Source organism: Rhizobium acidisoli, from assembly GCF_002531755.2.
GTDB classification, from domain to species: Bacteria; Pseudomonadota; Alphaproteobacteria; order Rhizobiales; family Rhizobiaceae; genus Rhizobium; species Rhizobium acidisoli.
In genome coordinates, this window is record NZ_CP034998.1 from 3,098,146 (window position 1) to 3,122,453 (window position 24,308).

Sequence of the window (24,308 nt, forward strand, 5' to 3'; positions counted from 1 at the left end):
CAAATAAGCCTGCGTATATCGCAGCTACAGGCCTATCAAGGCCAGACAATGACATAGCTACTTCGGACGTTCGGCACTGGTGCCGAAACCCGCTGACAAGTCCAAAGCTTACTACATGAACCCCACTGAAAAATGACCGAAAATCCCCATTTATAGCGAATGATTTCAGAGGCCCTAGCTTAACGCTACGCTAAATATATCGGCCTAAGCAAGGGAAAACCGCAAATCGCCCAATAACGGTTCAAAGAGATGAACAGGACGCGCCCATAGACGCGAGATTTACTGGGGGATTAACTATAAATTCAGTCTATAGTTTGTTCTGATTATGACCCGTGGACATATTTTGCCATCTGCCATCGCCCGCGTTCGACAGCCTCGCAGCAAGCATCGGCATTGAAGCCGGGAAACGTCAACCGGGCGAACACGACCGACTGACGCTGTCTCAGCGTTGATGGGCTTCACACCAACAAGTGCGATGCTTGGCTGGAATGAAATGCATCGACATTGATGTAGATACCCAGCGAGTCCGTGTCGATGTGCGAAGCACCGTCGGAAATTTTGTACTGGAAGGATTCGCTGACGTTCCCGTGAAGGCCGACGAGTTTCGCTGCGTCCACGGTGTAGGTGTAATCGCCATCACTCTCAATATGGATCACACCGTATTTGCCCGTTACCGTCAGCCCATGTTTATCCACGGCACTGTCGCCAAAGCGACGCAGCAGCACACTGCCATTGGCGGCACTGTCGTTTTCAAGAAGGTTTCCATGATATGCGCTGCCGGTGTCGGCCGAAATCTTCAAGTTGTCGTGGACAGCGACAATTTTTGGGGCGGCGACTGAGGGCGTGGTCGCGACCGGCGTTTCGGTCGCAGCCACTGGAGCGCTTACCTGGGGCTGCGCCGGTATTTCCGCGGGATGCTCGACGACCGGTGCAACAGGCGTCTGCTCGTGGCTCGTTGACGTATCACCATTCGTGCCGCCGGCGGCGCTGTCGAGTTCGGCCTGCGCTTGCTCGAATGTTTTGTTGTCGCCGACAAAGAACGTGTTTTGCGCAGCGATTGTGGCAGGCATCGTCAGCGTCGATACATCGCTGTCGATGATATTGTCATAGAAGGAGCCCGATGCTGGCCGGTCGACCTTAAGCGCCGAGGAGGACAGATCGTCAAAGACGTTGTCATGAACATCGATATTCTCGCGGATATAGACGGGATTGCCGGCGGCGCTGACCAGAACCCCATACACGCCGTCATGGATATAATTCCCGCTAATATCGTAGTTCTTCGCATCGCCCTGATCGCCAAGGCCGATGCCGTAGGACCAGCTGTAGCCGCCATATCCCGAGATGTTGTTGTCGTGAATGGCGATGTTGGTGCCCGCCTGCGCGCTCAACCCGAAGCCGCCGCCAACGAGCGTATTGCCCTCGACCAAAGCATCTTGAGCTCGGACCAGTACCAAGACACCTTTGGCGCTGTTGGTTTGCGTTTGCTCCAGATGATTGTCCTTGACGAGAATATTGCTGCTGTCGTTGAGCTGAATGGCGTCTGCGGCACTTCCCTGGCTGTTGGTGACGGTGTTGTTGATCAGGGTGACGCCCTTGACCTTTTCCATCCAGATCCCGTCGGAATGGACACCGGTCAGTGTGCTGTTTTCGATGGTGATGTTCTGGCTGCTTTGGAAGCTGACGGATCCGGGCTTTCCGGCAAGGCCGGTATTGCTCACCTCGACATTCCGTACGACCCAGTTCGACACGTTTCCTGCATATATCGCGTTCGCCCCAGTATCGGCGATCTTGATATTCTCGATCACGATATTCGAGGCCTTGGAACCATGGATGCCGTCATTGCTGCTGTGAATGACCGGGGCGTCGCCAAGACCGTAGCTGCCAATGGTGATCGGAGCCGCAACGCTGCCGGAGTATTTCAAATCGAATTGTTCATTGAACACGCTTCCGGCAGCAAGCAGCACACTGTCGCCAGGGTTCAGCCTCAGGGATTCGACGGCGGATAATGTCGCGAAAGCCGAATTCTCCGCGGTTCCACTGTTATGATCGGACCCTGTCGCTGAATTCACGTAATAGACGGTCATGCTTCGATCTCCCCAAGGTAATGGAAATCTTCTAAGCGTGGACCTCTCTCCGCCGGCTAAAATGAAACACTAAAATTCTTTCTATCTGCCGATATTCTTCATCGTCAGGCGAGTTTTCTTCGTCTCTGATGTATTTTCCATGGCGTTAAAGTTGCAACGCATGACAAGAATGTATTTTTACTAGAAAGCAGTTCGATGGCAGTCCTTTTTCCGTAACCGGCGGATTGCTGTGATCATGTTGCTACAACTAAGAAGTTTGTTCCTCAGCGTATCCAACAATAGAAATGACAGTGACGACCTTAATAGGATGTAAGAGAGGCTATCGAGATAACACGACAAAATCACCAAAAGAGATTGCTAGCCCAATGTGATTATTTGACAATTTCATCTGCACGGAAGTGACTTCCTGTATTCCTATTGATTGCTTCCGAATAAAACTTCTTACCTTGTGAAGAAATATGTTCAATCGTCCGATATGCCGCGTATTCACTTATTATTAATGCGCCAATCCGCCGGTGTTTCGTCCAATTACTCCGATTGTATGTGTGCCATTATTGCACATCGGCACTCTAATGTTAATATCATGTTAATCTCAGCCTTGACTCTCTGTATTAATATATCCTTAATCGCACCCGTCGCTAAGGTTAAAATTGGCCAGCGAAGATCAATTCAGGAGAGACAACAATGGCTATTCACGCAACCGACGATTCTGCCACATTTCTAGAAACCGACGTCATCTCGGGAAATCTGCTCAGCAACGATTCATCCGACAACGGCCACCTATTCCTTCGCGCATTCGACCAGCAGAGCGTTGGCGCCAAGCAAGGCAACAGCCAGGTTACTGAAATCCAGGGCGACTATGGCACCTTCTTCGTCAAACCGGACGGCAGCTACACCTATGTTCTGAGCGATGCTGCCAAGGTTAACTTCACCAATGGTGAATTGCTCCAGGAAAAGGTCTCATACAAGATCTCCGACGGCAGCGGTCATACCGATGTCGGCCTGTTCACCCTGAACATCCAGGGCGTCACCCAAGTCAAGCCGATCGCTGTCGACGACCACTACAGCTTCAACGAAGGCAGCCCGATCAGCGGTAATGCGCTCGACAACGACATTGCCGGCGACAATGGACATCTCTTCCTCCGTCAGTTCGCTGGCACGAATGTCAACGGCAATCCGAGCGCAACGACCGACGTCGCCGGGACCTATGGCACGTTCCATGTCAAGTCGGACGGTTCATTCACCTACGATCTGGCATCGGATATCGCTCCTGGCGATCACGTCACGGAAACCATCCAATATTATAAGATTTCCGACGGCCAAGGTCACACGGATGCCGGCGTTCTGACGCTCAATATCACGGGCACGGATTTTGTCTCGGGCGCCAGCGTCTAATCGTTCATCAGATAATCAATAGACGACGCCCGCCGCGCAAGCGGCGGGCGCTATTGCCCCTAAAACCCTGGTTGACGGGGGTTCTGACTCTGCAGCTGTTCTCCCTAATGCATGTCGCCCGGAAGTGTGCAGCGGTTCCGGGATAGCGACATGCATCAAAACAAAGAGCTAAAGCGCGTCGCATGAATCAAGTTTGATGCGACGCGCTTTAGAACCGCCGACGATTACTTGCTGCAGCGCTGCCGGAATCGCGCTGTCGCTCCATCCCCAAGCCCTGCCCAGGTTCGATCGAAGATTGGGCGGAGTTGTGGACTGATCTCTTTAATGGTGGCGTTGACCCTGCAACGGTCGCCAAGTTTCAGCATCGTCACGAGATCGCTATCGAGCGCAGCCTTTGCCGTTGAAAGCGTCGCAGTCGTAAAATCATTCCAGAAGTAAAACCGCGTCAGAATCATCGACTCGTCGTGGGGCGCAAGAGCGACGGACCGCTTCATCATTTCCGCAACCGAAAGCGGATCTTCCGCAATGACGGATTGGACGGCGGCGAGACGAAGCCAAAAATTGCTGTTCGTCGGCATGCACGAAAGCGCATGTTGCATGTAGTGTCGGGCGCTCGATGCCGCGGCAGCCCAGGCATCGTAATTGACGTTGACGTTCTGCCGATCGAGTTGCGCCAGGACAAGTGTCACACCGGCGGCGACAATGTCCGACCGACAATAATGTCCATCGACAATGTCGATGGTCCGCGCCGCATATTTGGCTGCAACATCATCGGTGACGGTCTCGCCGTGCTCGAGCCTTTCAGCGACGATAGAGATACTGGCGGTTCTTATCGAAGCGTACAGCTCTCTGCCGGCCAGCACCGCAAAGACTGCGGTGACGACAAGGAAAACAATCCGTGTGACCGAAACGAACGGACCGCGAGGCATCAGCTTTCAGTGTAGTATCGCGAGTAACGCTTATAATAATACTCACTGGAGCCGAATGTCCGGTAAAGCTTCATCTGCGACGGATCGACCTTGGTCAATATAGCGCCGACGCATTTCGCATAGAGCTCCGGCTCGGAGAGCAGCGTCGACTGCACGACCTTGCGCGATGTCTTTCCCCACTCGATAACGAAAACCACTGCATCGAGCTTCGAGTTTATAGCGCGCGCATCGACGACGGGCGCCAAGGGCGGCAGGTCGACGATAATGTAATCGAAGCTTTGACGCGCAATTTCAAGAAGCTGGTCCATGCCGCGTGACGCGAGCAGCTCCGACGAATGCGGGACACGATACCTTGCAACCGTCGGCAGAAATGCAAGCTTTGTCTTGGGATCGAGAAGGATCAGATCCTTGAGCGGACGGCCATCGACGATCGCCTCGAGCAAGCCGGCCTCGGCATGACGACCGATTGCTCGGGTCGCACCGGGATTGCGCATATCGCCGTCGATCAGCAGGCAGCGGGCGCCTTGCATTGCCAGAAGCTTGGCAAAATTGATGGATGTCGTCGACTTCCCTTCGCCGGGCAAGCTCGACACCACGCCGATGACCTTGCAGCGCTGGTCGGCTGCACTGAGGTCGATCGCAATCTTGGCGCTTCGAAGCGTCTCGGCAAACGCCGAGAGCGGGTGCTCCTCGACATAGGTCGTGGTCTTGCTACCCCTGGCGATGCTTCGCGGGTTGCTGGGATCGACGAGTGTCGGATCATCGATGTTATCGTCAACCAGCGGCATGACGCCAAGAGATTCGACATCGAGCACTTCCTTGACGTCGTCACCGGTACGGAAGAACCGATCCCGGAATTCTCGGAAGGCACCTATGCCGCTTCCGACCGCACATCCGAGGAACATCGCAAAAGCGACGACAAGGGCTCTCTTCGGAGCACTCGGCTTCGTCGGTGTCTCTGCCATGGTGATGATGCGCGCAGCAGTAATCGGGAAGCTCTGCTGCTGGATGGCTTCCTGGTAGCGCGTCAGGAAACTCTGATAAAGATTCTTGTAGGTGTCGCGCGTGCGCTCGAGTTCGCGAACCTGCACCTGCGTTTCACCGGCCGTCGCGGCAACGCCAGTCGCCTTTGTGACACTGTCACGCAGAGAATTCTCCCGTGACTGCGCGACCTGCAGCTCGCTTTGGTAGCTCTCGGCGATGCGGTTCAACTCATCGAACATGAGTCTCTTATATTCTTCCATCTCCGCACGAAGCCGAACCGCCTGGACGTGATCAGGACCGAGCCGCGCCTCGATTTCCGTCTCGAGCTTGGAAGCCTCAAGATATTTTTTGCGCAGGTCGTTGGAAATGGAGCTGTCGAGCACGTCGGTGACGATCGCGTCGGTTTGCTTGGCGTCGATGATCGATTTGACGCGCGCATATTTTGCCTCGGCCTTCGCCGTCTCAGCCTGAGCATTGATCAACTGCGTGTTGATCTCGGAAAGCTGCTGCTCGCTGATCAGCGTACCGGATCCGGCCTCGACGAGCCCGTGCTCGCTGCGGAATTTCTGAACAGCAAGGTCGGTGTCCAGTGCCTGCTGCCGAAGCTCTTCGATACGCTCCTGCAGCCATTCGCCGGCCCGGCGTGTCGCCTCGTATTTCGAATTGAGTTTATCGACCAGATAGACGTCGGCAATGGCCGCGGCGATCTGACGCGCCATATCGGGTGACTGCGAGGTATAACTGACATCGAGAACGTAGGATTTGCCGACACGTTCGACATCGATATTGCCGGCCACAGTTTCCGCAGCGTACCGCCGTTGCATTTCCGGATCGGGCGCTACTGCCGCATCGTCCGCAAACCATGATTTGAAGCTGAACAGAGACTTCAGCGTTGCAACTGAAAACAGCGAATTCCGCTGCGCGTTGAACACCGGATCGTCGACCAGTTTCAACTTATCGACGACGGCATAGGCAATCGTGTCGGACTTCAACAGCTCGACCTGGCTAAGGACAGTTCCTTCGTCATCGTCCATCTGGCCGAAAGCCGCCAGCTGGTTGATGACCTGATTGTCGCTGCGGTCGATCAGCACGCTCGTGTCGGCGGTGTAGACAGGCACCGACGTCAGGACATACACAATCCCGAGAATGGCGAAGGCGAACGCGCACGCCGCAACCATCCGCCACTGTCGGCGGGCAATCGCGATGAGCTTGTCGAAATCGATGAAATCAGCTTCGTTTCCCGTATCGCGGGAGGGGTCGATACGCGGCGTAAGTTTATCTGGCGATAGCAATTTCGATCTCCAACAAATCAAGCGCTAAGATCTAAGGGCAATTCCAGCTATTGTATGACCGCGACGCTCGGGCTCGTCGATTGCGTCGTGTCGGAGGAGGATTGACCGCCTCCACTTGTGCTGACGATCGTCGTGGTCGTCGAAGACGAGTCGTCGCTGGCATTCGACACCTTCAGCGTACCCGCAGTCGTTGCGGCGCCGTCATAAGGCGTGCCATCGTCCGATCCAGGACCTGTCTGCCCAATCGATCCCGTGTTGCCGATACCGGATGCTGCAGCGGCAGCGCCACCCGGGCCGAGCGCTGCGGTCCCACCTTCTGCGAGGACCTTTGCAAAGGCTGCGAGCAGCGGCGCAAGGTTGGGATCGGCACTTGCCGCATCGGCAACGGCCTTTTCGATCGCCAGCTTGAACTGCGGATCCGACACCTGGCAGCTGTTTGCGGCCCGCCCAAGACCGGAGCCGATTGCCGCCATCTGCGCGGCAGTGGCCGCCTTGGCCTGTTCGATCACCGGCGACAGCGCGTCATTGCTGGTCCCGACCAGGGCGCGAACACGCGACGACAAAATCAATGGATCGGACATGTCGAGCAGAACGGCGGGGTTGGCCGTAAAACCGCTGACATCAACGGAAGTGAGATTTGCCGGGCCCAGGCAAGCAGCCGCAAAAGCGTTTGAATTCATGCCGGCAAACATCGCCACGGCAATTCCGCTATATGCAAGCTTACGATAAACACCAATTCTTGCCATAACATAGTCCTTCATCAAATCCGCTATATAGGCCGCCGACATCGATCACTCGCGATCGATGTCGGCTTGCCTATTTCAATCAATTTCCGAGATCCTGGACCGCGTTGCGAGTATCACGCGCGTCGTCGGTCACGCCGGAAACAGTGGACGATACCGAGTTTACGATGTCAAGGAACTTGACCAGTTCAACCGAGTCCGAATTGGAAATATAGATAATATCCTTGTCTTCCATCTTGAATTGCTGAACGGCAAACAAGGTCGCCGGATCGCGCAGATTCGCGCGGACGATCACCGGAACCGTCTCACCCGCAAATCTCGTCGTGTCGACGTTCATCGACTGAACCGTTTTCTTCGGGACCAAGCGATAGAGCAAGACCTGGGCCGGATCGGCGCGGTCATCGCGCAGACCGCCCGCCTTGGCGATTGCTTCTCCGAGAGTCAGGTCGGATTCTTCGAAATCGAAGCGGCCGCTGACGCCAGCGGCGCCGAGCGTGAGATAGGTGCGGCGCTCATGATCGATCGAGACCGTATCATTCGGCGCAACATAGATATTCTCCGCCGGATTCTTCAACAGCGTATTGTAGGCGACGGTTGCCGTCTTGCCGCGACGCTGCAGCGTAACATTGGTTTCGATATTGTTGGTGGTCAAACCGCCGGCGGCGGAAATGACATCGAGAACACGCTCACCGGCCGGGCTGATCGTGATGCGCTGAGGATTGTTGACGTCACCGAGCACGGCCACCTGGCTGGAGCGGTTGGTTGTCGTCGTGATGACCACCTGCGGTTCGATCGCGCGGCTCGCGAGCCGATCCTCGACATCCTGCTCCACAGTCTCCTTCAGGCGACCGGCGGCCGGAACGCGACCGGCATAAGGGATAGTAATCGTCCCGTTTCTATCGATGGTCTGCTCTGGCAGGGAAATGTAATTGCCCGGTCGGCTGCCGGCATCGGACGGAATGAAGAGACCGCCGGACTGAGCTTCGAAGATGGCAACCTGGACGACGTCGCCATAACCAAGCGGAATTTCAGGCGCCCCGCCGCGACCACCGCCAAATCCCTTGAAGGACGTCGGCTGGGGAGAGGTAAAATAGGGCAGAACGTTCTTGCTGAGATCGATCAGGGCGTAGTCGATGCCGACGCGACGCTCCTTCGTTGTCACTTTCACTGCGGCATCTCGATCAACATCTTTGTGATCGGGACCGGATCTTGGCAACGATGTGCAGCTTGCCAATATAGTGGTTAGCGCTACAACAATGGCGACGCGTGTACTACCGATACGAGAACAACCCATAGAATAACCTGTGTTGACGCCCCTGAAGCTACTGCCCCGCAATCTGACAAAATACAAGACAAACCCCGATCAATAACACTGAAAGCCGATTAACATTCCCCTAACTGTGGCAGGCTGGCAACGCCAAGCCCCTGAGGAAGCGAATAACGACCCAGTTTAACTTTTCTGGCGCCGTAAAAACCCGAGGGCTGGACCCGCTATAAAATTTCTTGCGTTTCAGAGTCAACAGTTCGCACCTGCACAATCGCTATTTTTCAAAAACCTTCATAAACCATCTGTTTAAATTTTAGCGGCTGAGCGGCCGCTCATATGCCACATCCGCTTCTCCGTTGCTACGTCCAAGGCTGATCGCGACGACCGCACTGAGGAAGGCGGAAAAGAACACGGCAAAACCCGGTATTTGCAGCGAAAAATCGACGGCTGCATGAAGGGCGACCAAAACCGTTGCCGCCAAGCCAAGCAGCACAAAATGCCTGAGACGCCGCCTTTGGGCGAACCCCTGCCGAAACACCTTAACAAGGACCGCGAAGGCAAGGATCGCCGTGACCGGGAACAATATCCCGAGGCCGAGGAATCCTTCGAGATAGAAATTATGCGCTCGGTCGAAGATCCCGAAAATTCCGCAGGCAGAATCGCGGTAGGCAGGAAATACGGTCCGGAAGGTTCCAAGGCCGGTCCCGGTCAACCAATGATCCGAAATGGCACGCCATATGCCCGGCAGGATGCAGAACCGATCATCATCCTCGAGCCGGCGCTCTTGCGCGCGCAAAATCGCCTGACCTGCAAACACCGACAGCAGCGCGACGATGAAAACGATCGCTGAGAGAAGTTTCAGCATCGAACGCCATTGCGGCGCCGGTTTCAGAGAACGCCGCGAGCCGTTCCAATTCATGGCCAGCCACGGAAAATAAATGAGGGCGGCAATAAAGGTCGCGAAGATGCCGGCGCGCGAGCGGCTCAGCATCAGTGCGGTGAAGCATGCGCACAAGAGCAGCATGTAGATCCACGATTTCAACAGAAGCGTGTTTCGGCCCGGCTCGCCGGGCGGATGGTTTGAATAGGAACGGGCGATGTCTCTGACCAGGGTCAGCATCAGCAGCGTCCCAAGCCCGAGGAAGGTCGCAGCGGTATTGCGGTTGACGAAGACCGCGGTCAGGCTGTCGAGATAGGCCTGTTTCTCCACGACGATCAGGATGTTTGGGAACAGTGAAAACTGGATCAGCCCGAACACAGCGATGATACCAGCTGAAAGCCCGAGGAGGGTCAGCACTTTCCTTGCGCGCCGATCAGTATCGCATAAGAGAAGCCCCGTCAGGAAGGTGACGAAAGGCAGCGCCACCGCAAGGATCGACGCTAGCGTGTCGGCCGGAGCGACCGAGATTGCCGCGTACTCGACACCTGCCAGATCACGAGCAGCACGCCAGGCCGGGTTTGCCAGCCAGTTGGAAGGCAGCTCGATGGTCTGGATGAACGTCCAGCCCGTCACCACGACGAGCACCAACAAAGCGCTGCTGAAGACCCATCTGCTCTGTCTCGGCTCTCCGAACAGCAGTGCCGAGATGGCGCCAAGGGCAAACATGCCGATCGCCGCAAAGGCGAAGGGAAAGGGCGTGACGCTCCCAAACGGAATGAGCGTCAGTATAACGAGGCCGATAAACGCAAGGAGAAGAGCCTCTCGCAAGACCTGCCGATTGATGAGGTTGGATAACATTCGATTTCTTCACCAGCGGGCAGCAATAACGGAATTGCAACCCAAGCGGTCAATATGCACGCACTAACATAAGTTGCATATCAATGGCTTGCGTGTTAAAGTGCAACAGAATTTCACATCGTTTAAAATTGTCGCGAAAGACTTAAGCCAATCGAGACAAGCCCCGGCTATGCTCCGTCAAGCAGCATGAACGGGACAGACGTTCTGCGGCCAATACTTGGCAGATCACTAAATCGCCATGCCATTGACTGGGACAAAAGGCAAGCCTGATCTCAATCGGTTGCCCTGAACGGGGATTTAACAGATGAAGAAAACATTCGTTACACTTCTGGCACTGGCCTTTACAGCAGGAAATGCCTGCTCGGCATTTGCCGCCGGTCCCGCAGGTTTTGCCCGCGGCCTTAACGGCAATTCTGCGGTCAGTTATATCTCTGAAAAAGGCAAGATCATTCCGCCCTTCGCCCAGGTATTGTTCTGCGCCCAGAACCCGGCCGAATGCCGTGACAACAACGGTGTCTCGGTCATCGCGCTCACCGATGAGCAGATGCTGCAGCTGAAAACCGTGAACGGCGCCGTCAATCGTACGATGATCGGCAGGAACGATTCCCGCAGCGAATTGAACGGCGACGTCTGGAAGGTGAATGTCCGCAGCGGTGACTGCGAAGATTTCGCCCTCACCAAGCGCAGCCGGCTGATTGCGATGGGCTGGTCGTCGCGCGCTTTGCGGATTGCGACCGCCTATACGCCCTCCGGTGAAGGACATGCCGTCCTGGTGGTCAGGACCGATAAGGGCGACCTCGTGCTCGACAACAGGCAAAGCAGCATCAAGAACTGGCGAGACACCGACCTGCGCTGGGACAAGATTCAATCGGGAACAGACCCCTATGTCTGGTACCGGCTGTAACAGCGGGCGCAGCAAAATAAACCGAACGCACCTCCTCGAGATCGAAGTCGAGCCGCTCTGATGTGCGGCTCGACTTGTCATATCGCCCACATAAACCTATGCTTTTTGCTATCGGCAGGGCCACCGACACAGAACTGCGGCGCCCCGAGTTCGATTTCCGGTGTGGGTATCAAGCGATCTTCGATATTGTCTTTTCGCCCAGATTAAGTATGACGGACGCCCATGCTGCGACGCAGCATGATGTCCTACTCTAATGATTTGAGGGAATTATGCGCATCACGATGATTGGATCAGGCTATGTCGGCCTCGTTTCAGGCGTTTGCTTTGCGGATTTCGGCCACGACGTCATCTGCGTAGACAAGGATCTGAGTAAGATCGAAGCCCTTCGCGAAGGCCGCATTCCGATCTACGAGCCGGGTCTGGAACAATTGGTCGCCGAAAATACCAGCACCGGCCGGCTGTCGTTTTCGACGGATGTCGGTGAAAGCGTCCGTAGCGCCGATGTCGTCTTCATCGCGGTCGGCACCCCATCCCGGCGCGGCGACGGCCACGCGGATCTTTCCTATGTCTACGCCGCTGCGCGCGAGATTGCCACTTACGTGGAAGGCTTCACCGTTATCGTCACCAAGTCGACGGTGCCGGTCGGCACCGGCGACGAAGTCGAGCGCATCATGCGCGAAACCAATCCTGCGGCGGATGTCGCCGTCGTTTCCAATCCGGAATTCCTGCGCGAAGGTGCGGCGATCGAAGATTTCAAGCGTCCTGACCGTATCGTCGTCGGGCTGAATGACGACCGGGCGCGCGAAACCATGACCGAGGTCTATCGTCCGCTTTACCTCAACCAGGCGCCGCTGGTCTTCACCACCCGCCGCACCTCGGAACTGATCAAATATGCGGCCAATGCCTTCCTCGCGATGAAGATCACCTTCATCAACGAGATCGCCGATCTCTGCGAACGGGTCGACGCAAACGTCCAGGACGTCTCGCGCGGCATCGGTCTCGACGGCCGTATCGGCGCCAAGTTCCTGCATGCCGGCCCGGGTTACGGCGGCTCGTGCTTCCCCAAGGATACGCTTGCTCTTGCCAAGACGGCGCAGGATTACGACGCGCCGATCCGTCTCATCGAGACGACGATCTCGATCAACGACAACCGCAAGCGGGCGATGGGACGCAAAGTCATCTCGGCCGTCGGCGGAGACATTCGCGGCAAGAAGATCGCTATTCTCGGCCTGACCTTCAAGCCGAACACCGACGACATGCGCGACAGCCCGGCGATTGCGGTAATCCAGACCCTGCAGGACGCCGGCGCCAAGGTGGTCGGCTACGATCCCGAGGGCATGGAGAACGCCCGCAAGGTGATCGAGAACATCGAATATGCGAACGGTCCCTATGAAGCGGCCGCCGATGCGGATGCGCTTGTCATCGTCACCGAATGGAACCAGTTCCGCGCGCTCGATTTCAATCGCCTGAAGCAGTCGATGCGCGCTCCGGTCCTGGTCGACTTGCGCAATATCTACCGCAGCGACGAGGTCCGCAAATACGGCTTTACCTATACCGGCATCGGCACCAATCTCTATCAGGAATCAAACGCCTGACAGGTTCTGGTGAACCGGTAATCGTCCTGACGCCGCGGAGCAAATCCCGCGGCGTTTTGGTTTTCAATGCATGTCGCCCGGAAGTGTGCAGCGGTTCCGGGATAACGACATGCATCAAAACAAGAGCTAAAGCGCGTCACATGAATCAAGTTTGATGCGACGCGCTTTAGCGCACTGCGCCAAAAGGCCTGAACGCGCTTTAGTTGAGGAGCCCGACCCGCGTTCCTTTTATCGTCAGCACGGTCAGCCGACCCGTCGCCGAGACCGCGGTGTCGATGCCGATCCGTTGCGGACCGAATGTCGGGGTTCGCGCCGGGGTATGCCCGTGGATCACCAGGACGGGAAGCTGCGGCCCGTCATCCAGGAAGGGTTGGCGGATCCACATCAGGTCGCTGTCCTTCTGCTTTTTAAGGTCGATGCCCGGTTTGACGCCGGCATGGACAAAGACCACCCTGCCCATCCGCAGCATGATCGGCAGCGATTCCAGAAACTGAATATGCCGCTCGGGGATCATGTTGCGAATGACCCGGGCAATCATTTCGCTTCCAGCCGCCGACTGTAGCAGATGCTCGATATCGATGCCGTATGAGTGCAGTGTCTCGGTCCCGGCAAAGCCGAGCCATTCAAGAATGTGCGCCGGTTTACGATAGAGCTTGACCAGTTCCGCGTCGTGATTGCCGCATAGCGCGAAACGCTGAAATCCCGGCGGCGGGCTCTTGCTCAGGAACTCCAGCACCGCGCTCGAATCAGGCCCGCGGTCGACATAATCGCCGAGCATCACGATAAGTTTCGGCCCCGGAATGCGCGCTGCGTCCTCCTCGATGCGGCGATGCGCCTCGACGAGCTCCTTATAACATCCGTGAACATCGCTCATCGCATAGACCGCAGCGAATTCGCCTTCGGCAAACGTCAGCCGAGCGCGTCCTTTGTGGTTGCCGGCCAGTATCCGTATCTGTTGTCGCCACGGCCCGAGATAGTTAAACATGTAACCCATATATGAGGTCCGACAGCCCTCGAGGGTATCGGAAAAGCTCCATTTCCTGCCCATCCTTGCATGGGTATGAGGCTCAGTGTTCAAAAAGAAATTGGCCCGATCACGGCCTCATCGAAATTGTAACCGGAACCCCGCGTGAAGAGGCTATGCGGCCGTCGCCCGTGAACCGACAGCACTTTTCCTGCGTCGTCGATCGCTGCCGGAACGGTCTCCTCCCCACCGGACACTCAGCCTCGCGTCGAATCACCCAATCCTCGCATCTTCGCTTGCGGCTTTTATGCAGATCGGCTTTCGCAGTCACATCGTGCTGCCCTTACGCAACGTCCCCGCGACAGCGAAATTATGATTGCGAGAAACGCAATTTGTATTCGGCCGTTTTAGAAGGACATCACGGTCAATATCGCGCTGTATTTTGGTAGATGAGGGTTAATTCAGCGTTAAGCCATATTATTCGTTCCAGCAGCGGCTGTGTCCGCCGCTAGTTCTCCAAACCAAAGAACTTCCGGCAACCGGATTTCCACAGGCGACACCTCCAAAAAAGCTGCATAAATCAACTATAGCGAGAGCCTGTAGAAAAAAATGAACGCTTAAGCTTATCACGCTTGACGCTACTGCACCGGCGCATGATGATGGCGCATTGCGAGCGTGAATGACATTCTTTACCGGGATTCTCAGATCCAAAACTGCGGGGTGCAAAGTGGAAACTGCGGTTGATTCGAAACTTATCGAGGCGATCAGCTACGACGAAGACAGCCGGCATCTACGGGTCTATCTGACAAACGGTCAGAGGCGGGAATATGAAGGCGTCCCCAAGGGAGTTGTCGTCGGCTTGACGATGGCGGAATCCCCGGGAAATTTTTATATGACGGCAATCAGGGGCAAATATCCTCCCCGCCCCTAATGTGATCTTTAACTTCAGCTAAAATGCGGGACCGGCATCACCGGCCCCGCAAATCAGTGCCACCGACCGGCGCACATTCCATCAATAGCCACTGAAGAAATCGCGAACTGCATTGATCTCGAGCGGCGCAATCTCATGGCCGCCGGGATGCCAGACCGTTCTGACATCAGCGCCGCGATCCTTCAGATGCTCAGACAGCGCCTCGGTCATCGGGACGGGAGCGATTGGATCGCGCTGCCCGGCCGTCACCAGCACCTTTCTCCCCGCAAGAGTTGCCTGGGCTTCGGGCTGAAACGGAATGAGCGGGTGCATCAGAACGGCGGCATCGAAGATGCCCTTCTCGATCAACACATTGGCAAGAATGTTTGCGCCATTCGAAAAACCCAGACCGAGAATTTGGGAAGCCTGATGCTTGTCAGCCAATGCCTTGACATAGGCGGCCATCTTCTCCGTCGCCCGTGAGAGGTCGGCCATGTCGTAGACCCCCTCCCCGGTGCGACGGAAGAACCGCGCCGCACCATGTTCGGAAACGTCGCCGCGCGGCGAGAGGACAGTCGCTTCGGGCAGCAGGCGCCGGCCGAAATCGAAGAACTGGTTCTCGTCGCCACCGGTGCCATGCAGCACCAGCAGAATGGGTCTATCAGGTGCACCGGCATGCAGCCGGTGCACATATCCAGCTTCGGTCATAGCGCCTCTCCTTACGCTTCGAGCGGCTGCAGGTGCTGCTCGAGCAACGCGCGAAGATGAGCGTGCTGCTGGGGCAGCTTCAGGGCTTCACCGAGATGGGCCGTGTCCTCGTCGCGGTTGAAGCCCGGCTCATTGGTCGCGACCTCGAACAGCACGCCGCCCGGCGTGCGGAAATAGATCGCCCAGAAATAATCGCGGTCGATCACCGGCGTCACCTGATAGCCGGTATCCATCAGCGCCTTGCGCACTTCGAGCTGCTTTTCGCGGTTTTCGACGGCGAAGGCGACGTGGTGAACGGAGCCGGCGCCTGGAAGCGCGCGGGCGATGTTCGGCATGGTCTCGAGATCGATGAGATGCGCGCCGTTGCCGTCAGGCTTGATCAGCCGCTTGACGCCATCCCGTTCCTCGGCGACCTCGTAGCCCATGAACCTCAGGAGTTCGGTGGTGGCGCCTTCATCCCTCAGCCGCATCGCCACGGAATGGAAGCCGCGGATGGCGTGGTCTTCGCTGATGCCGCCGTGTGTCCAGGGCTGGCGGGCATCGTCCTTGACCTCAACGAGCGCAAAGCCGTCACCGTCGGGACCGGAAAAATTCAGGCGCTTCTCGCCGAAACTTTCCTCGGCCTTCAGCCCGCCGATATTCAACGCGCTGAAACGATCGCTCCAGAAGCCGAGCGAGCCTTGCGGAACGGACAACACCGTCGTGCCGACCTCCCCGGTGCCGGGACGGCCCTGTGCCATCTTCGGGAACGGGAAATAGGTCATGACAGTGCCGGGCGCACCGGTCTCGTCACCATAATAGAGGTGATAGACATCAGGCGCGTCGAAGTTCACCGTCTTCTTGACGCGGCGCAGGCCAAGCGCATTGGTGAAGAACTGATTGTTGGTCCGGGCGTCCTCCGCCATCGACGTGACGTGGTGCAGACCCTTGATCTGATCGAGCATGTGAGACCCCTTTCTTGCCCGCAATTCGCAGGCTTTCGATGGGGCTAAGATGCGCGCTGAAACTCCGTGGGAACAGACCCCCAGACCAAAACGCATTGTCTTCTTTTAGTGAACGAACACCGGTTTGCGTTCACACCTCGATATCTTGGGGATCGGTCGGCAACTGCCAATCGATCGGGGACCGCCCGCGCGACTGCAGGAAATCGTTCGCCTTCGAGAAATGCCCGCAGCCGAAAAATCCGTTATGGGCCGAAAGCGGCGAGGGATGCGGCGCCCTGAGCACCAGATGCCGCGTCGTATCGACAAAGGCGGCCTTGCGCTGGGCATAGGAGCCCCAGAGCAGGAAGACGACGGATTCGCACTCGTCGTTGACTTTGCGGATGACGGCGTCGGTGAAACGCTCCCACCCCTTGCCCTGATGGGCCGCCGCCTGCCCTTCCTCGACAGTCAGCACGCTGTTCAGCAGCAGCACGCCCTGCCTTGCCCAATGTTCGAGAAAACCGTGACGCGCCGGCGCTATGCCAAGATCGGTCTGCATCTCCTTATAGATATTGACGAGCGAGGGCGGGATGCGCACGCCCGGCCGCACGCTGAAACACAGCCCATGGGCCTGCCCCAGCCCGTGATAGGGGTCCTGCCCGAGAATGACGACCTTGACGCTGGAGATCGGTGTCAGGTCGAGGGCGCGGAAATATTCACTGCCCCGGGGGAAAATGCGCTTACCGCCCTGCTTCTGCGCGACAAGAAAGGACTTGAGCTGCTGCATATAGGGGCTTGAGAACTCCCCCGCCAAGGCGGCTTTCCAGCTCTCTTCGAGACTGACTGATGTATCGCTCATCCAGCAAACCCTTCGCATATCACGAAACAACGGACACACGGTTCTAACAAAATCGATCTACGCTGCAATGCCTGTCGGCTCGGCAATGGGTCCAGGGAGATAGAATCGGCGAGAGAAGATTGCGAGGGCTGTCCGAGGCACGGCCGTCCGTGTTTAACTATATGACGGCTTTGGTATTTACGCCGGCTGGCAGCCTGAGTAGAACCTTATGATAAACCGGAGACATGTCTTCAAATGAAATTCGGCACGAGCGGCCTTCGCGGACTTTCAGTGGATCTCAAGGGACGCGCCTCTGCGCTTTATGCGACGGCGTTCGGCAGATATCTGCTGCAGACCGGCAAGGCGCAGCTCGGCGACGCCATTCTGATCGGCCGCGATTTTCGCGATTCGAGCCCCGATATTTCGGGAAATTGTGCCGGCGCACTCGCCGCACTCGGCTTCCGGGTATTGGACTGCGGCAATGTCCCGACACCCGCCCTTGCCCTCTATGGCCTCGAGAGCAACGCTGCATGCCTGATGGTGACGGGCTCGCATATTCCGGCAGACCGCAACGGCATCAAGTTCTATCGCCCGGACGGCGAGATCGACAAATCGGACGAGGCTCATATCACCGCATCGGCGGCCGAGATCGAGCGAACCGGCGAGACCGTTGCAGAGGCCCCGGCTGAGACCGAAGATCATGAGGCGATCTGCCGTCAGCTGTTTTTCCAACGCAACGCCGACCTGCTGCCGCAAGGCGCACTATCCGGCTTGAAGATCGGCGTCTACCAGCACAGCACCGTCGCCCGCGATATGCTGGTTAACGTTCTCGCCCATTATGGCGCCGAGATCATTGCTCTTGGACGTTCGGAGAGTTTCATTCCCGTCGACACCGAAGCCGTTTCCGACGAGACGATCACGCTGATGAAACGCTGGGCGTCCGAGTACAAATTCGATGCGATCGTCTCGACCGATGGCGACGGCGACCGTCCGCTGGTCGCAGACGAAACCGGCATGCCGCTGCGCGGCGACCTTCTCGGCCTTGTCGCAGCCAATTTTCTCGGCGCCGGCACGGTCGTGACACCGGTGACCTCCAATTCCGGCATCGAGGCCGCGGGCGCTTTCGCTGTCAGGCGCACCCGCGTCGGCTCACCCTTCGTCATCGCAGGCATGGAAGAGGCCGTGGCCGCCGGTCAAGATCATGTCATGGGCTTCGAAGCCAATGGCGGGCTGCTGACCGCAACCCCGTTCGATATCAACGGCAGGTCCGTCAGCGCCTTGCCGACGCGCGATTGTTTTCTCCCGATGCTTGCGATCCTGTCGCTCGCCGCCATTCGCAGGCAGCCGCTTTCGGCCGTTGCCGCCTCCTATCATCTGCCCTTTGCCGCCGCCGATCGCCTGGAGAATTTTCCGTTGGAGACGAGTGCGGCGCTGATGGAGCATCTGCGCGCCTCCAGTGAAAACCTTGCCGCTTTCCTGCAGCCGATCGGCGAGGTGGCGGCGAAATCCGACATCGACGGACTTCGCGTAACGCTGAAAGACGGCAGCATCATTCATTTCCGCCCCTCCGGCAATGCGCCCGAAATGCGCTGCTACGTCGAAGCCGGGAGCGAAACCGCCGCCCTGGATCTGCTGAAGACAGGGCTCACCCGAATAACGGACTGGGCAAACGCCCGCTAAACATGCCACGAACAAGCTTTTTTCAAGGAACCCGCCTATGACGCAGAAAATCGTTCCCGTGATCATGGCCGGCGGCAAAGGCACGCGGCTCTGGCCGCTTTCCCGTGCCACCGCACCGAAGCAGTTCATCCAGTTCGTCGGCAACAAGACGCTGTTTCAGGAGACGCTCGAACGCGTTTCCAACCCGGAGCTCTATGAAGCCCCGATCATCGTCACCAATGAGGAATTTCGCTTCCTCGTCGCCGAGCAGGCCCGCACGCTGGGCGTCCCGCTCGCCGCGGTGCTGCTTGAGCCGGTCGCCCGCAACACTGCCGCCGCGGTGGCCGCCGCCGCTACCCTTGCCGCCGAGCTTTTCGGCAAGAACACCATCATCCAGATGCTCGCCTCGGATCACGAAATCCTCGCCGACAAGAGCTATTTCGATTGCATCCGCATCGCCCGGAATGCTGCGGCCGACGGCAAGCTCGTTACCTTCGGCATCAGCCCAACCGAGCCAGCAACCGGCTACGGCTATATCGAAATCGGCGATGCGCTTGAAAACGGCGCCCACAAGGTCAACCGTTTTGTGGAAAAACCGGCATTGGAAAAGGCCGAGCAGATGCTTGCCGACGGCGGCTTCTATTGGAACTCCGGCATCTTCATGTTCCCGGTGGAGGAACTCATCGCCGAGCTGCAGGAATATGCGCCCGATGTGCTGAAGGCGGCGAGCAAGGCCGTTTCCAAGGCAAGCCGCGACCTCGACTTTACCCGCCTCGACGCCGACCATTTCGCCAAGAGCCCCGATATCTCAATCGACTATGCGATCATGGAAAAGACCTCCAAGGCCGCTGTCGTCCCCTCGCCGTTCAAATGGTCGGACATGGGAAGCTGGGATGCCGTTTGGAAATCAGGCGTGCGTGACGACAACGGCAATGTCGCCGCCGCAAACACCACCGTCGTCAATACGCGCAATTCGCTGGTCATGACCCACGGCGTGCATCTTGCCGTCCAGGGCATGGAGGATGTGGCCGTCATCGCCAGCGAGGACGCCGTCTATGTCGGACCGCTCAAGGACAGCCAGAATGTCGGGCAATTGGTCAAGATGCTGGCCTCCTCTTCCGCGACGGCGAAATTCACCGAAACCCATCCGACATCCTATCGTCCCTGGGGCGGCTATACCTCGATCTTCAACGGCGATCGCTTCCAGGTGAAGCGTATCTTCGTGACACCGGGCAAGAAGCTCTCGCTGCAAAAACATCACCATCGCTCCGAACACTGGGTCGTCGTCAAGGGAACGGCCGAGGTGACGGTCGGCGAGACGGTACGGATGCTGCGCGAAAACGAGAGCGTCTATATTCCGCTCGGCGAAGTCCATCGTCTCGCCAACCCCGGCAAGATCCTCCTCGAACTGATCGAGGTGCAGACGGGCTCCTATCTCGGCGAGGACGACATCATCCGCATCGTCGATGAGTTCGGAAGAACGTGAGGTCGCAGCCGAACCGCCTGGCCAGGCCCAAACAATGCTTTTCCCGCGCGACCCGCCATCGCTGTTGAATTCGCTATCGCACTTCTCGTAGAATGGACGTACCGAGAGACATGACCGGAGATATCCCCTGATGCGCATCCTGCCCGCCCTCGCCGGATTTCTTTTAATCATGGCCCCGGCAATGGCGTTTGCCGAAACCGGAAAGATGCGAACCGCAAGCGAAGCTGAAATCCGCGAGCACCTGCCGGGCACGTCGGAACTGAAAGAAAGCAGCAACGGTTACGAATATCGCCAGGGCAACAGCAATGGCTATAAGATAACCAATGGCCAGGTGTGCGTCCGGTTTGCCAACAAGTCGACCGACTGCGTCAGCGTGAAGACCGACGGCGAGAAATTTCAGATGATCGACAAGAAAGGCGGCAGGACGAAATTTTAACTTACCCGGCAGGCTTATTTTGCCGGTGCAGTTTCACCGTCTCTGTCGAGAACGAATTCGGCGATCAGGCCGGAATGGTTCGAGCCAAGATTGTCATCGAGACGTTTCAGCGATGTCAGATAAAGCGGCGCGCGCGCAAATATGTGATCGATGGCGATCCCCAATGAGCCGGCAGCAATCGGCCATGTCGCCGGTTCGGGCGCGATCGTCTTCAGTCCCTGTTTGCGCAGGAAAGCCTGGATACTCGGGGCGATCGATGAAGAGTTGAAATCGCCTGACAGCACCACAGGGCCGTCGATCGAGCCAAGCGCTTTGGCGAGATCTTCCAATTCAGCCATCTGGAAATCGTCGAAATATGGTTTGCTCAGATGCGCCGACACCAGACTGACGGTTTCGCCGCCGAAGTCGACGCTCGATATAACCAGCCTGTTTTTCCGCAAACTGCCCATGCTAACGACCTGCTGGTTGACGAACGGCCGTTTGGACAGCACCAGCGTATCGCACGTATCTTTCCCGGTGTCGCAACCGATATGATAGGGATAGGCCTTGAACAATTGCTGCAGATGGAACGTCAGCGGCTTGGCTTCAAGCAAATTGACGACGTCGGCATTCGACGCGATCACCATGTCGGTGATGGCAGTCGAGTTTTTCCAGTTGTCGATCGCGATGTTGAACGACATCAGACGAAAAAGCGGCGGCCTGTCCGTGCCTCTGCCGTCCTGCGAAAACTCCCGCAGCATGATGACGCCGTGAGCGATGAGAAGAAGCGAGACAAACAGAAGGACGAAGCCGTAAATCTGTCGCCTGACAGCCAGAATGACAAGGCTGGCGGCCACAAAGAGGACGCCGAAGTGAACCTGAAAGCTGTAGAGAAAGGACAGCAGCCAGAAGTTCGTGACATAGCGCAAGGACACGATCGCGATGGCAACGGTCAGAAACGCGCAGAGAATCCAATAAATTATCTCTCTCATCGATCCTGACCTGCTTGCAGACGACCCGCCGGCCATAACATGCAGGCCGAAATGTTGCAACGCAGCATAATTGCCGAAGGCCGCAGCCGGGCCTTCGGACCATATTGACGGCCCTGCATCATCGGCAGGGCAGCGGCCGAAATGCCGGCAACCACAGCAAAGGCGGCGGCTGCCTTCTCTTTCAAAGATCTATCGACTCGGCCTCTTCTTATCTTGTAAGTGGGGTCACGCGATACGGAATCGGCTTTTGCCGTCGGCAGCGAGCCGAGAGAAGGTGGGAATGCGCTACTTCATTACCGGGACGGCCGGCTTTATCGGTTTTCATCTGGCTAGGCGCCTGCTGCAGGAAGGCCACGAGGTCACCGGCTTCGACGGCCTCACTCCCTATTACAACGTCAAGCTCAAGGAGATGCGCCATGCAGCACTCTCCCAGTTCCCGGCCTTCAAACCGGTCATCGCTATGCTCGAGGAGCGCGAAGCGCTTGAGGCGGCGGTTGTCGCGGCCAAGCCGGACATATTGATCCACCTCGCCGCCCAGGCCGGCGTGCGATACAGCCTGGAAAATCCCGAGGCCTATCTTCGATCGAATGTCGAAGGCTCGTGGAACATCATGGAAATCGCCCGGCGCGTCGAAATCCGTCACCTGATGCTGGCCTCGACGTCATCGATCTACGGCGCCAATGCGACCGTTCCCTTTCACGAGACCGATCGCGCCGACGAGCCGCTGACCATCTATGCCGCAACGAAGAAATCGATGGAGCTGATGGCGCATAGTTATGCCCATCTACATAAGATCCCGACGACGGCCTTTCGCTTCTTCACCGTTTACGGCCCTTGGGGCCGGCCCGACATGGCGCTGTTCAAATTCACCAAGAACATGCTTGAGGGACAGCCGATCGAGATCTACGGCGAAGGCAATATGAGCCGTGACTTCACCTATATCGACGATCTCATTGAGGGGATCGTCAGGCTGTCGGCGATCGCCCCTGGTGAGGATAACCGCCTGGACAACGTGGCTGTCGAAACGCTTTCGCGCCAGGCGCCCTTTCGGGTCGTCAATATTGGCGGCGGCCAGCCGGTCAGCCTGATGGATTTCGTCGAAACGGTGGAAAAGGCGCTTGGCCGTCCGGCCATCCGCAAGATGCTGGCGATGCAGAAGGGCGACGTCCCGCGCACCTTCGCAGCACCCGATCTGCTCGTTGCGCTGACGGGTTACAAGCCGGATACGACTTTGGATGTCGGCGTCAAGGCCTTCGTCGACTGGTATCTCGACGTCCGCGGCGAACTCGACGCCTAATTGGGTTATCCCCGGCGCCGACCCGAATTGTCTTTCCTATGACCAGGAATATCAGCGCAGAAACGCCGCCGCTTCAACCGCGTCGACCGCCTTCGAAAACACATAGTCGACGACAACCGTCAGTGTCTGCGAATAGGCCTTGAGCTGATCAGTCTTGCCCTCGATTTCAGCAGGGCCGCGCAGGACGAAAGGAACGCCCGGGCGCACGAAACCGGCGCGTGTCGTCAACGGAATTTCCGGCGAATGGCCGATGGCGGAGGTGTACATCAGGTCGCGGCCGAGGCTGGCCGGACCGATGGCGAACGCCGGCCCGGCGGCGGCCGTGATGGTCAGAGTCAAAGCGATGGCGGCAAGAATTTTGTGCATGTCGAAGTCCCCGTTTGCGGATCGGCGGGCTTCGCTTTGCCCGTCTCCAAACGATCGACGCGTCTGTCCACGCTTCGGTCGCTTTCATGAGGCCACTCTACACATCAGTATTTGCAGGGCTTTTAAGCGGATCAGTCAAATTTTATGAAATTCGGTTTTCTGTCCCGATAGGGCACACGGGAAAACGCTTTCCCCGCCATGACGTCGCCAAGGCAAGATCGACGGAATAACGAGGGACGCTGACCGCAATCTAAAACATGTCGCGCAAAAGTGTGCAGCGGTTTTGCGGCAACGACATGCGCAAAAACAAAGAGCTAAAGCGCGACGAGCGAATCTGAAAGATCGCGACGCGCTTTAGAGAACGCGATCCAGCTTCTTGTTGATATGCAGGTTGGGCATCAATCCCGCACTTTGGGCGGCATGATAGGATTCGCGCGCCGCATCGAACGAGATCGACCACATGATGGCGCTCAGGAGCAGCGCAATAATATAAATTTGGATACGCATCTCATCGGCGATACGGAAAGAGCAAGGCAGTTTTGTGTCAAAAAATGACCGCGGAAATAGAAAAAATCGGCGGGGTTTTTCCCCGTGCGTTTGGGATCAAACATATCAGTATCGCGTGAATTAGCGATGGTCCGTAGCCACCTTTTGGCAGCCAACCCCGAGCCACCTTGAGAACCCTCAGAGGTCCGTTTGCCACGGGCCTCTTTGCTTTTTCCCCGACATTTGCCGAAGGCGGCCGATATCCCTCAATATATCGAACCTGATCGCAAAATATATCAATCGATTGACTTATTTTGCGATTGGCGTTATAAA

General features: G+C 57.2%; 21 protein-coding genes. 8 read left to right on the forward strand and 13 right to left on the reverse strand.

The window, feature by feature from the left end; genetic code table 11:
• Nucleotides 1-458: 458 nt before the first annotated feature.
• Nucleotides 459-2,084, reverse strand: a complete 1,626-nt coding sequence (locus CO657_RS15265; RefSeq protein WP_054182849.1) for a right-handed parallel beta-helix repeat-containing protein — start codon at nt 2,082-2,084, stop codon at nt 459-461.
• 684 nt (nt 2,085-2,768) lie between these two features.
• On the opposite strand from CO657_RS15265, the gene rapA2 reads away from it, so the two are divergent.
• Nucleotides 2,769-3,479 carry a calcium-binding lectin RapA2 gene (rapA2, locus tag CO657_RS15270; RefSeq protein ID WP_003590706.1) on the forward strand — a complete coding sequence of 237 codons (711 nt, stop codon included), beginning with the start codon at nt 2,769-2,771 and terminating at the stop codon, nt 3,477-3,479.
• A gap of 224 nt (nt 3,480-3,703) precedes the next feature.
• Here the strand turns inward: rapA2 and CO657_RS15275 are convergent, their stop codons facing one another.
• From CO657_RS15275 to CO657_RS15295, 5 genes are all read right to left on the reverse strand, one after another.
• The gene (locus CO657_RS15275; protein WP_054182850.1) at nt 3,704-4,408 is read right to left on the reverse strand and encodes a hypothetical protein; all 705 of its coding nucleotides are present in this window, start codon (nt 4,406-4,408) and stop codon (nt 3,704-3,706) included.
• Complete coding sequence (locus tag CO657_RS15280; RefSeq protein WP_003590699.1) at nt 4,408-6,684, reverse strand: polysaccharide biosynthesis tyrosine autokinase; 2,277 nt, start codon at nt 6,682-6,684, stop codon at nt 4,408-4,410. Before CO657_RS15280 ends, CO657_RS15275 begins: the two co-directional genes overlap by 1 nt.
• Before the next feature lie 47 nt (nt 6,685-6,731).
• A complete protein-coding gene (locus tag CO657_RS15285) occupies nt 6,732-7,430 on the reverse strand; it encodes a hypothetical protein (protein ID WP_054182964.1) in 699 nt (232 codons plus the stop codon).
• 79 nt (nt 7,431-7,509) lie between these two features.
• Entirely contained in the window at nt 7,510-8,721 is a 1,212-nt protein-coding gene (locus CO657_RS15290) for a polysaccharide biosynthesis/export family protein (RefSeq protein ID WP_003590696.1), read from the reverse strand.
• Between the two features lie 286 nt (nt 8,722-9,007).
• Nucleotides 9,008-10,432, reverse strand: coding sequence for an O-antigen ligase family protein (locus CO657_RS15295; RefSeq protein WP_054182851.1), 1,425 nt, complete (start codon nt 10,430-10,432; stop codon nt 9,008-9,010).
• A gap of 304 nt (nt 10,433-10,736) precedes the next feature.
• Here CO657_RS15295 and CO657_RS15300 point away from each other — a divergent pair, with 304 nt between their 5' ends.
• Both CO657_RS15300 and CO657_RS15305 read left to right on the forward strand, forming a co-directional pair.
• Nucleotides 10,737-11,336 carry a transglutaminase-like cysteine peptidase gene (locus tag CO657_RS15300; RefSeq protein WP_012558674.1) on the forward strand — a complete coding sequence of 200 codons (600 nt, stop codon included), beginning with the start codon at nt 10,737-10,739 and terminating at the stop codon, nt 11,334-11,336.
• Between the two features lie 269 nt (nt 11,337-11,605).
• Complete coding sequence (locus tag CO657_RS15305) at nt 11,606-12,931, forward strand: UDP-glucose dehydrogenase family protein (protein WP_012558675.1); 1,326 nt, start codon at nt 11,606-11,608, stop codon at nt 12,929-12,931.
• A 199-nt stretch (nt 12,932-13,130) separates the two neighbouring features.
• Here CO657_RS15305 and CO657_RS15310 read toward each other — a convergent pair whose 3' ends face one another.
• Nucleotides 13,131-13,925, reverse strand: a complete 795-nt coding sequence (locus CO657_RS15310) for a metallophosphoesterase (protein ID WP_054182852.1) — start codon at nt 13,923-13,925, stop codon at nt 13,131-13,133.
• A gap of 649 nt (nt 13,926-14,574) precedes the next feature.
• Between CO657_RS15310 and CO657_RS15320 the strand changes: the two genes are divergently transcribed.
• The gene (locus CO657_RS15320; protein ID WP_003590684.1) at nt 14,575-14,826 is read left to right on the forward strand and encodes a KTSC domain-containing protein; all 252 of its coding nucleotides are present in this window, start codon (nt 14,575-14,577) and stop codon (nt 14,824-14,826) included.
• 81 nt (nt 14,827-14,907) lie between these two features.
• On the opposite strand, the gene CO657_RS15325 is transcribed toward CO657_RS15320, so the two are convergent.
• The 3 genes from CO657_RS15325 to ung all read right to left on the reverse strand — a co-directional run bounded on the left by CO657_RS15325 (nt 14,908) and on the right by ung (nt 17,295).
• On the reverse strand, nt 14,908-15,513 hold the full coding sequence (locus CO657_RS15325; protein ID WP_054182853.1) for an alpha/beta hydrolase: 606 nt from the start codon (nt 15,511-15,513) through the stop codon (nt 14,908-14,910).
• Between the two features lie 11 nt (nt 15,514-15,524).
• Nucleotides 15,525-16,457: a VOC family protein gene (locus CO657_RS15330; protein WP_054182854.1), complete on the reverse strand. Its 933-nt coding sequence runs from the start codon at nt 16,455-16,457 to the stop codon at nt 15,525-15,527.
• A gap of 130 nt (nt 16,458-16,587) precedes the next feature.
• The gene (gene ung / locus CO657_RS15335) at nt 16,588-17,295 is read right to left on the reverse strand and encodes a uracil-DNA glycosylase (protein WP_054182855.1); all 708 of its coding nucleotides are present in this window, start codon (nt 17,293-17,295) and stop codon (nt 16,588-16,590) included.
• Between the two features lie 234 nt (nt 17,296-17,529).
• Here ung and CO657_RS15340 point away from each other — a divergent pair, with 234 nt between their 5' ends.
• The 3 genes from CO657_RS15340 to CO657_RS15350 all read left to right on the forward strand — a co-directional run bounded on the left by CO657_RS15340 (nt 17,530) and on the right by CO657_RS15350 (nt 20,855).
• Nucleotides 17,530-18,954: a phosphomannomutase gene (locus CO657_RS15340; RefSeq protein ID WP_054182856.1), complete on the forward strand. Its 1,425-nt coding sequence runs from the start codon at nt 17,530-17,532 to the stop codon at nt 18,952-18,954.
• Nucleotides 18,955-18,991: 37 nt separating this feature from the next.
• Nucleotides 18,992-20,419: a mannose-1-phosphate guanylyltransferase/mannose-6-phosphate isomerase gene (locus CO657_RS15345; protein WP_054182857.1), complete on the forward strand. Its 1,428-nt coding sequence runs from the start codon at nt 18,992-18,994 to the stop codon at nt 20,417-20,419.
• A gap of 130 nt (nt 20,420-20,549) precedes the next feature.
• A complete protein-coding gene (locus CO657_RS15350) occupies nt 20,550-20,855 on the forward strand; it encodes a hypothetical protein (RefSeq protein ID WP_012558682.1) in 306 nt (101 codons plus the stop codon).
• 14 nt (nt 20,856-20,869) lie between these two features.
• Here CO657_RS15350 and CO657_RS15355 read toward each other — a convergent pair whose 3' ends face one another.
• Nucleotides 20,870-21,826, reverse strand: coding sequence for an endonuclease/exonuclease/phosphatase family protein (locus tag CO657_RS15355; protein WP_054182858.1), 957 nt, complete (start codon nt 21,824-21,826; stop codon nt 20,870-20,872).
• A gap of 280 nt (nt 21,827-22,106) precedes the next feature.
• On the opposite strand from CO657_RS15355, the gene CO657_RS15360 reads away from it, so the two are divergent.
• On the forward strand, nt 22,107-23,123 hold the full coding sequence (locus CO657_RS15360; RefSeq protein WP_054182860.1) for an NAD-dependent epimerase/dehydratase family protein: 1,017 nt from the start codon (nt 22,107-22,109) through the stop codon (nt 23,121-23,123).
• 51 nt (nt 23,124-23,174) lie between these two features.
• Here the strand turns inward: CO657_RS15360 and CO657_RS15365 are convergent, their stop codons facing one another.
• Together CO657_RS15365 and CO657_RS36755 are read right to left on the reverse strand one after the other, a co-directional pair.
• Entirely contained in the window at nt 23,175-23,489 is a 315-nt protein-coding gene (locus CO657_RS15365) for a hypothetical protein (protein WP_054182861.1), read from the reverse strand.
• Nucleotides 23,490-23,843: 354 nt separating this feature from the next.
• Entirely contained in the window at nt 23,844-23,996 is a 153-nt protein-coding gene (locus CO657_RS36755; RefSeq protein WP_003581757.1) for a hypothetical protein, read from the reverse strand.
• Nucleotides 23,997-24,308 lie beyond the last annotated feature (312 nt).

Excerpts from the sequence above, each read along its gene's own strand:
- rapA2 (WP_003590706.1), top strand. The coding sequence starts at position 2,769 with ATGGCTATTCACGCAACCGACGATTCTGCCACATTTCTAGAAACCGAC.
- CO657_RS15285 (WP_054182964.1), bottom strand. The coding sequence starts at position 7,430 with ATGGCAAGAATTGGTGTTTATCGTAAGCTTGCATATAGCGGAATTGCC.
- CO657_RS15340 (WP_054182856.1), top strand. The coding sequence starts at position 17,530 with ATGAAATTCGGCACGAGCGGCCTTCGCGGACTTTCAGTGGATCTCAAG.
- CO657_RS15320 (WP_003590684.1), top strand. The coding sequence starts at position 14,575 with ATGACATTCTTTACCGGGATTCTCAGATCCAAAACTGCGGGGTGCAAA.
- CO657_RS15310 (WP_054182852.1), bottom strand. The coding sequence starts at position 13,925 with ATGGGTTACATGTTTAACTATCTCGGGCCGTGGCGACAACAGATACGG.
- CO657_RS36755 (WP_003581757.1), bottom strand. The coding sequence starts at position 23,996 with ATGCGTATCCAAATTTATATTATTGCGCTGCTCCTGAGCGCCATCATG.
- CO657_RS15295 (WP_054182851.1), bottom strand. The coding sequence starts at position 10,432 with ATGTTATCCAACCTCATCAATCGGCAGGTCTTGCGAGAGGCTCTTCTC.
- CO657_RS15305 (WP_012558675.1), top strand. The coding sequence starts at position 11,606 with ATGCGCATCACGATGATTGGATCAGGCTATGTCGGCCTCGTTTCAGGC.
- CO657_RS15300 (WP_012558674.1), top strand. The coding sequence starts at position 10,737 with ATGAAGAAAACATTCGTTACACTTCTGGCACTGGCCTTTACAGCAGGA.
- CO657_RS15290 (WP_003590696.1), bottom strand. The coding sequence starts at position 8,721 with ATGGGTTGTTCTCGTATCGGTAGTACACGCGTCGCCATTGTTGTAGCG.
- CO657_RS15360 (WP_054182860.1), top strand. The coding sequence starts at position 22,107 with ATGCGCTACTTCATTACCGGGACGGCCGGCTTTATCGGTTTTCATCTG.
- CO657_RS15345 (WP_054182857.1), top strand. The coding sequence starts at position 18,992 with ATGACGCAGAAAATCGTTCCCGTGATCATGGCCGGCGGCAAAGGCACG.
- CO657_RS15355 (WP_054182858.1), bottom strand. The coding sequence starts at position 21,826 with ATGAGAGAGATAATTTATTGGATTCTCTGCGCGTTTCTGACCGTTGCC.
- ung (WP_054182855.1), bottom strand. The coding sequence starts at position 17,295 with ATGAGCGATACATCAGTCAGTCTCGAAGAGAGCTGGAAAGCCGCCTTG.
- CO657_RS15330 (WP_054182854.1), bottom strand. The coding sequence starts at position 16,457 with ATGCTCGATCAGATCAAGGGTCTGCACCACGTCACGTCGATGGCGGAG.
- CO657_RS15350 (WP_012558682.1), top strand. The coding sequence starts at position 20,550 with ATGCGCATCCTGCCCGCCCTCGCCGGATTTCTTTTAATCATGGCCCCG.
- CO657_RS15275 (WP_054182850.1), bottom strand. The coding sequence starts at position 4,408 with ATGCCTCGCGGTCCGTTCGTTTCGGTCACACGGATTGTTTTCCTTGTC.
- CO657_RS15325 (WP_054182853.1), bottom strand. The coding sequence starts at position 15,513 with ATGACCGAAGCTGGATATGTGCACCGGCTGCATGCCGGTGCACCTGAT.
- CO657_RS15365 (WP_054182861.1), bottom strand. The coding sequence starts at position 23,489 with ATGCACAAAATTCTTGCCGCCATCGCTTTGACTCTGACCATCACGGCC.
- CO657_RS15265 (WP_054182849.1), bottom strand. The coding sequence starts at position 2,084 with ATGACCGTCTATTACGTGAATTCAGCGACAGGGTCCGATCATAACAGT.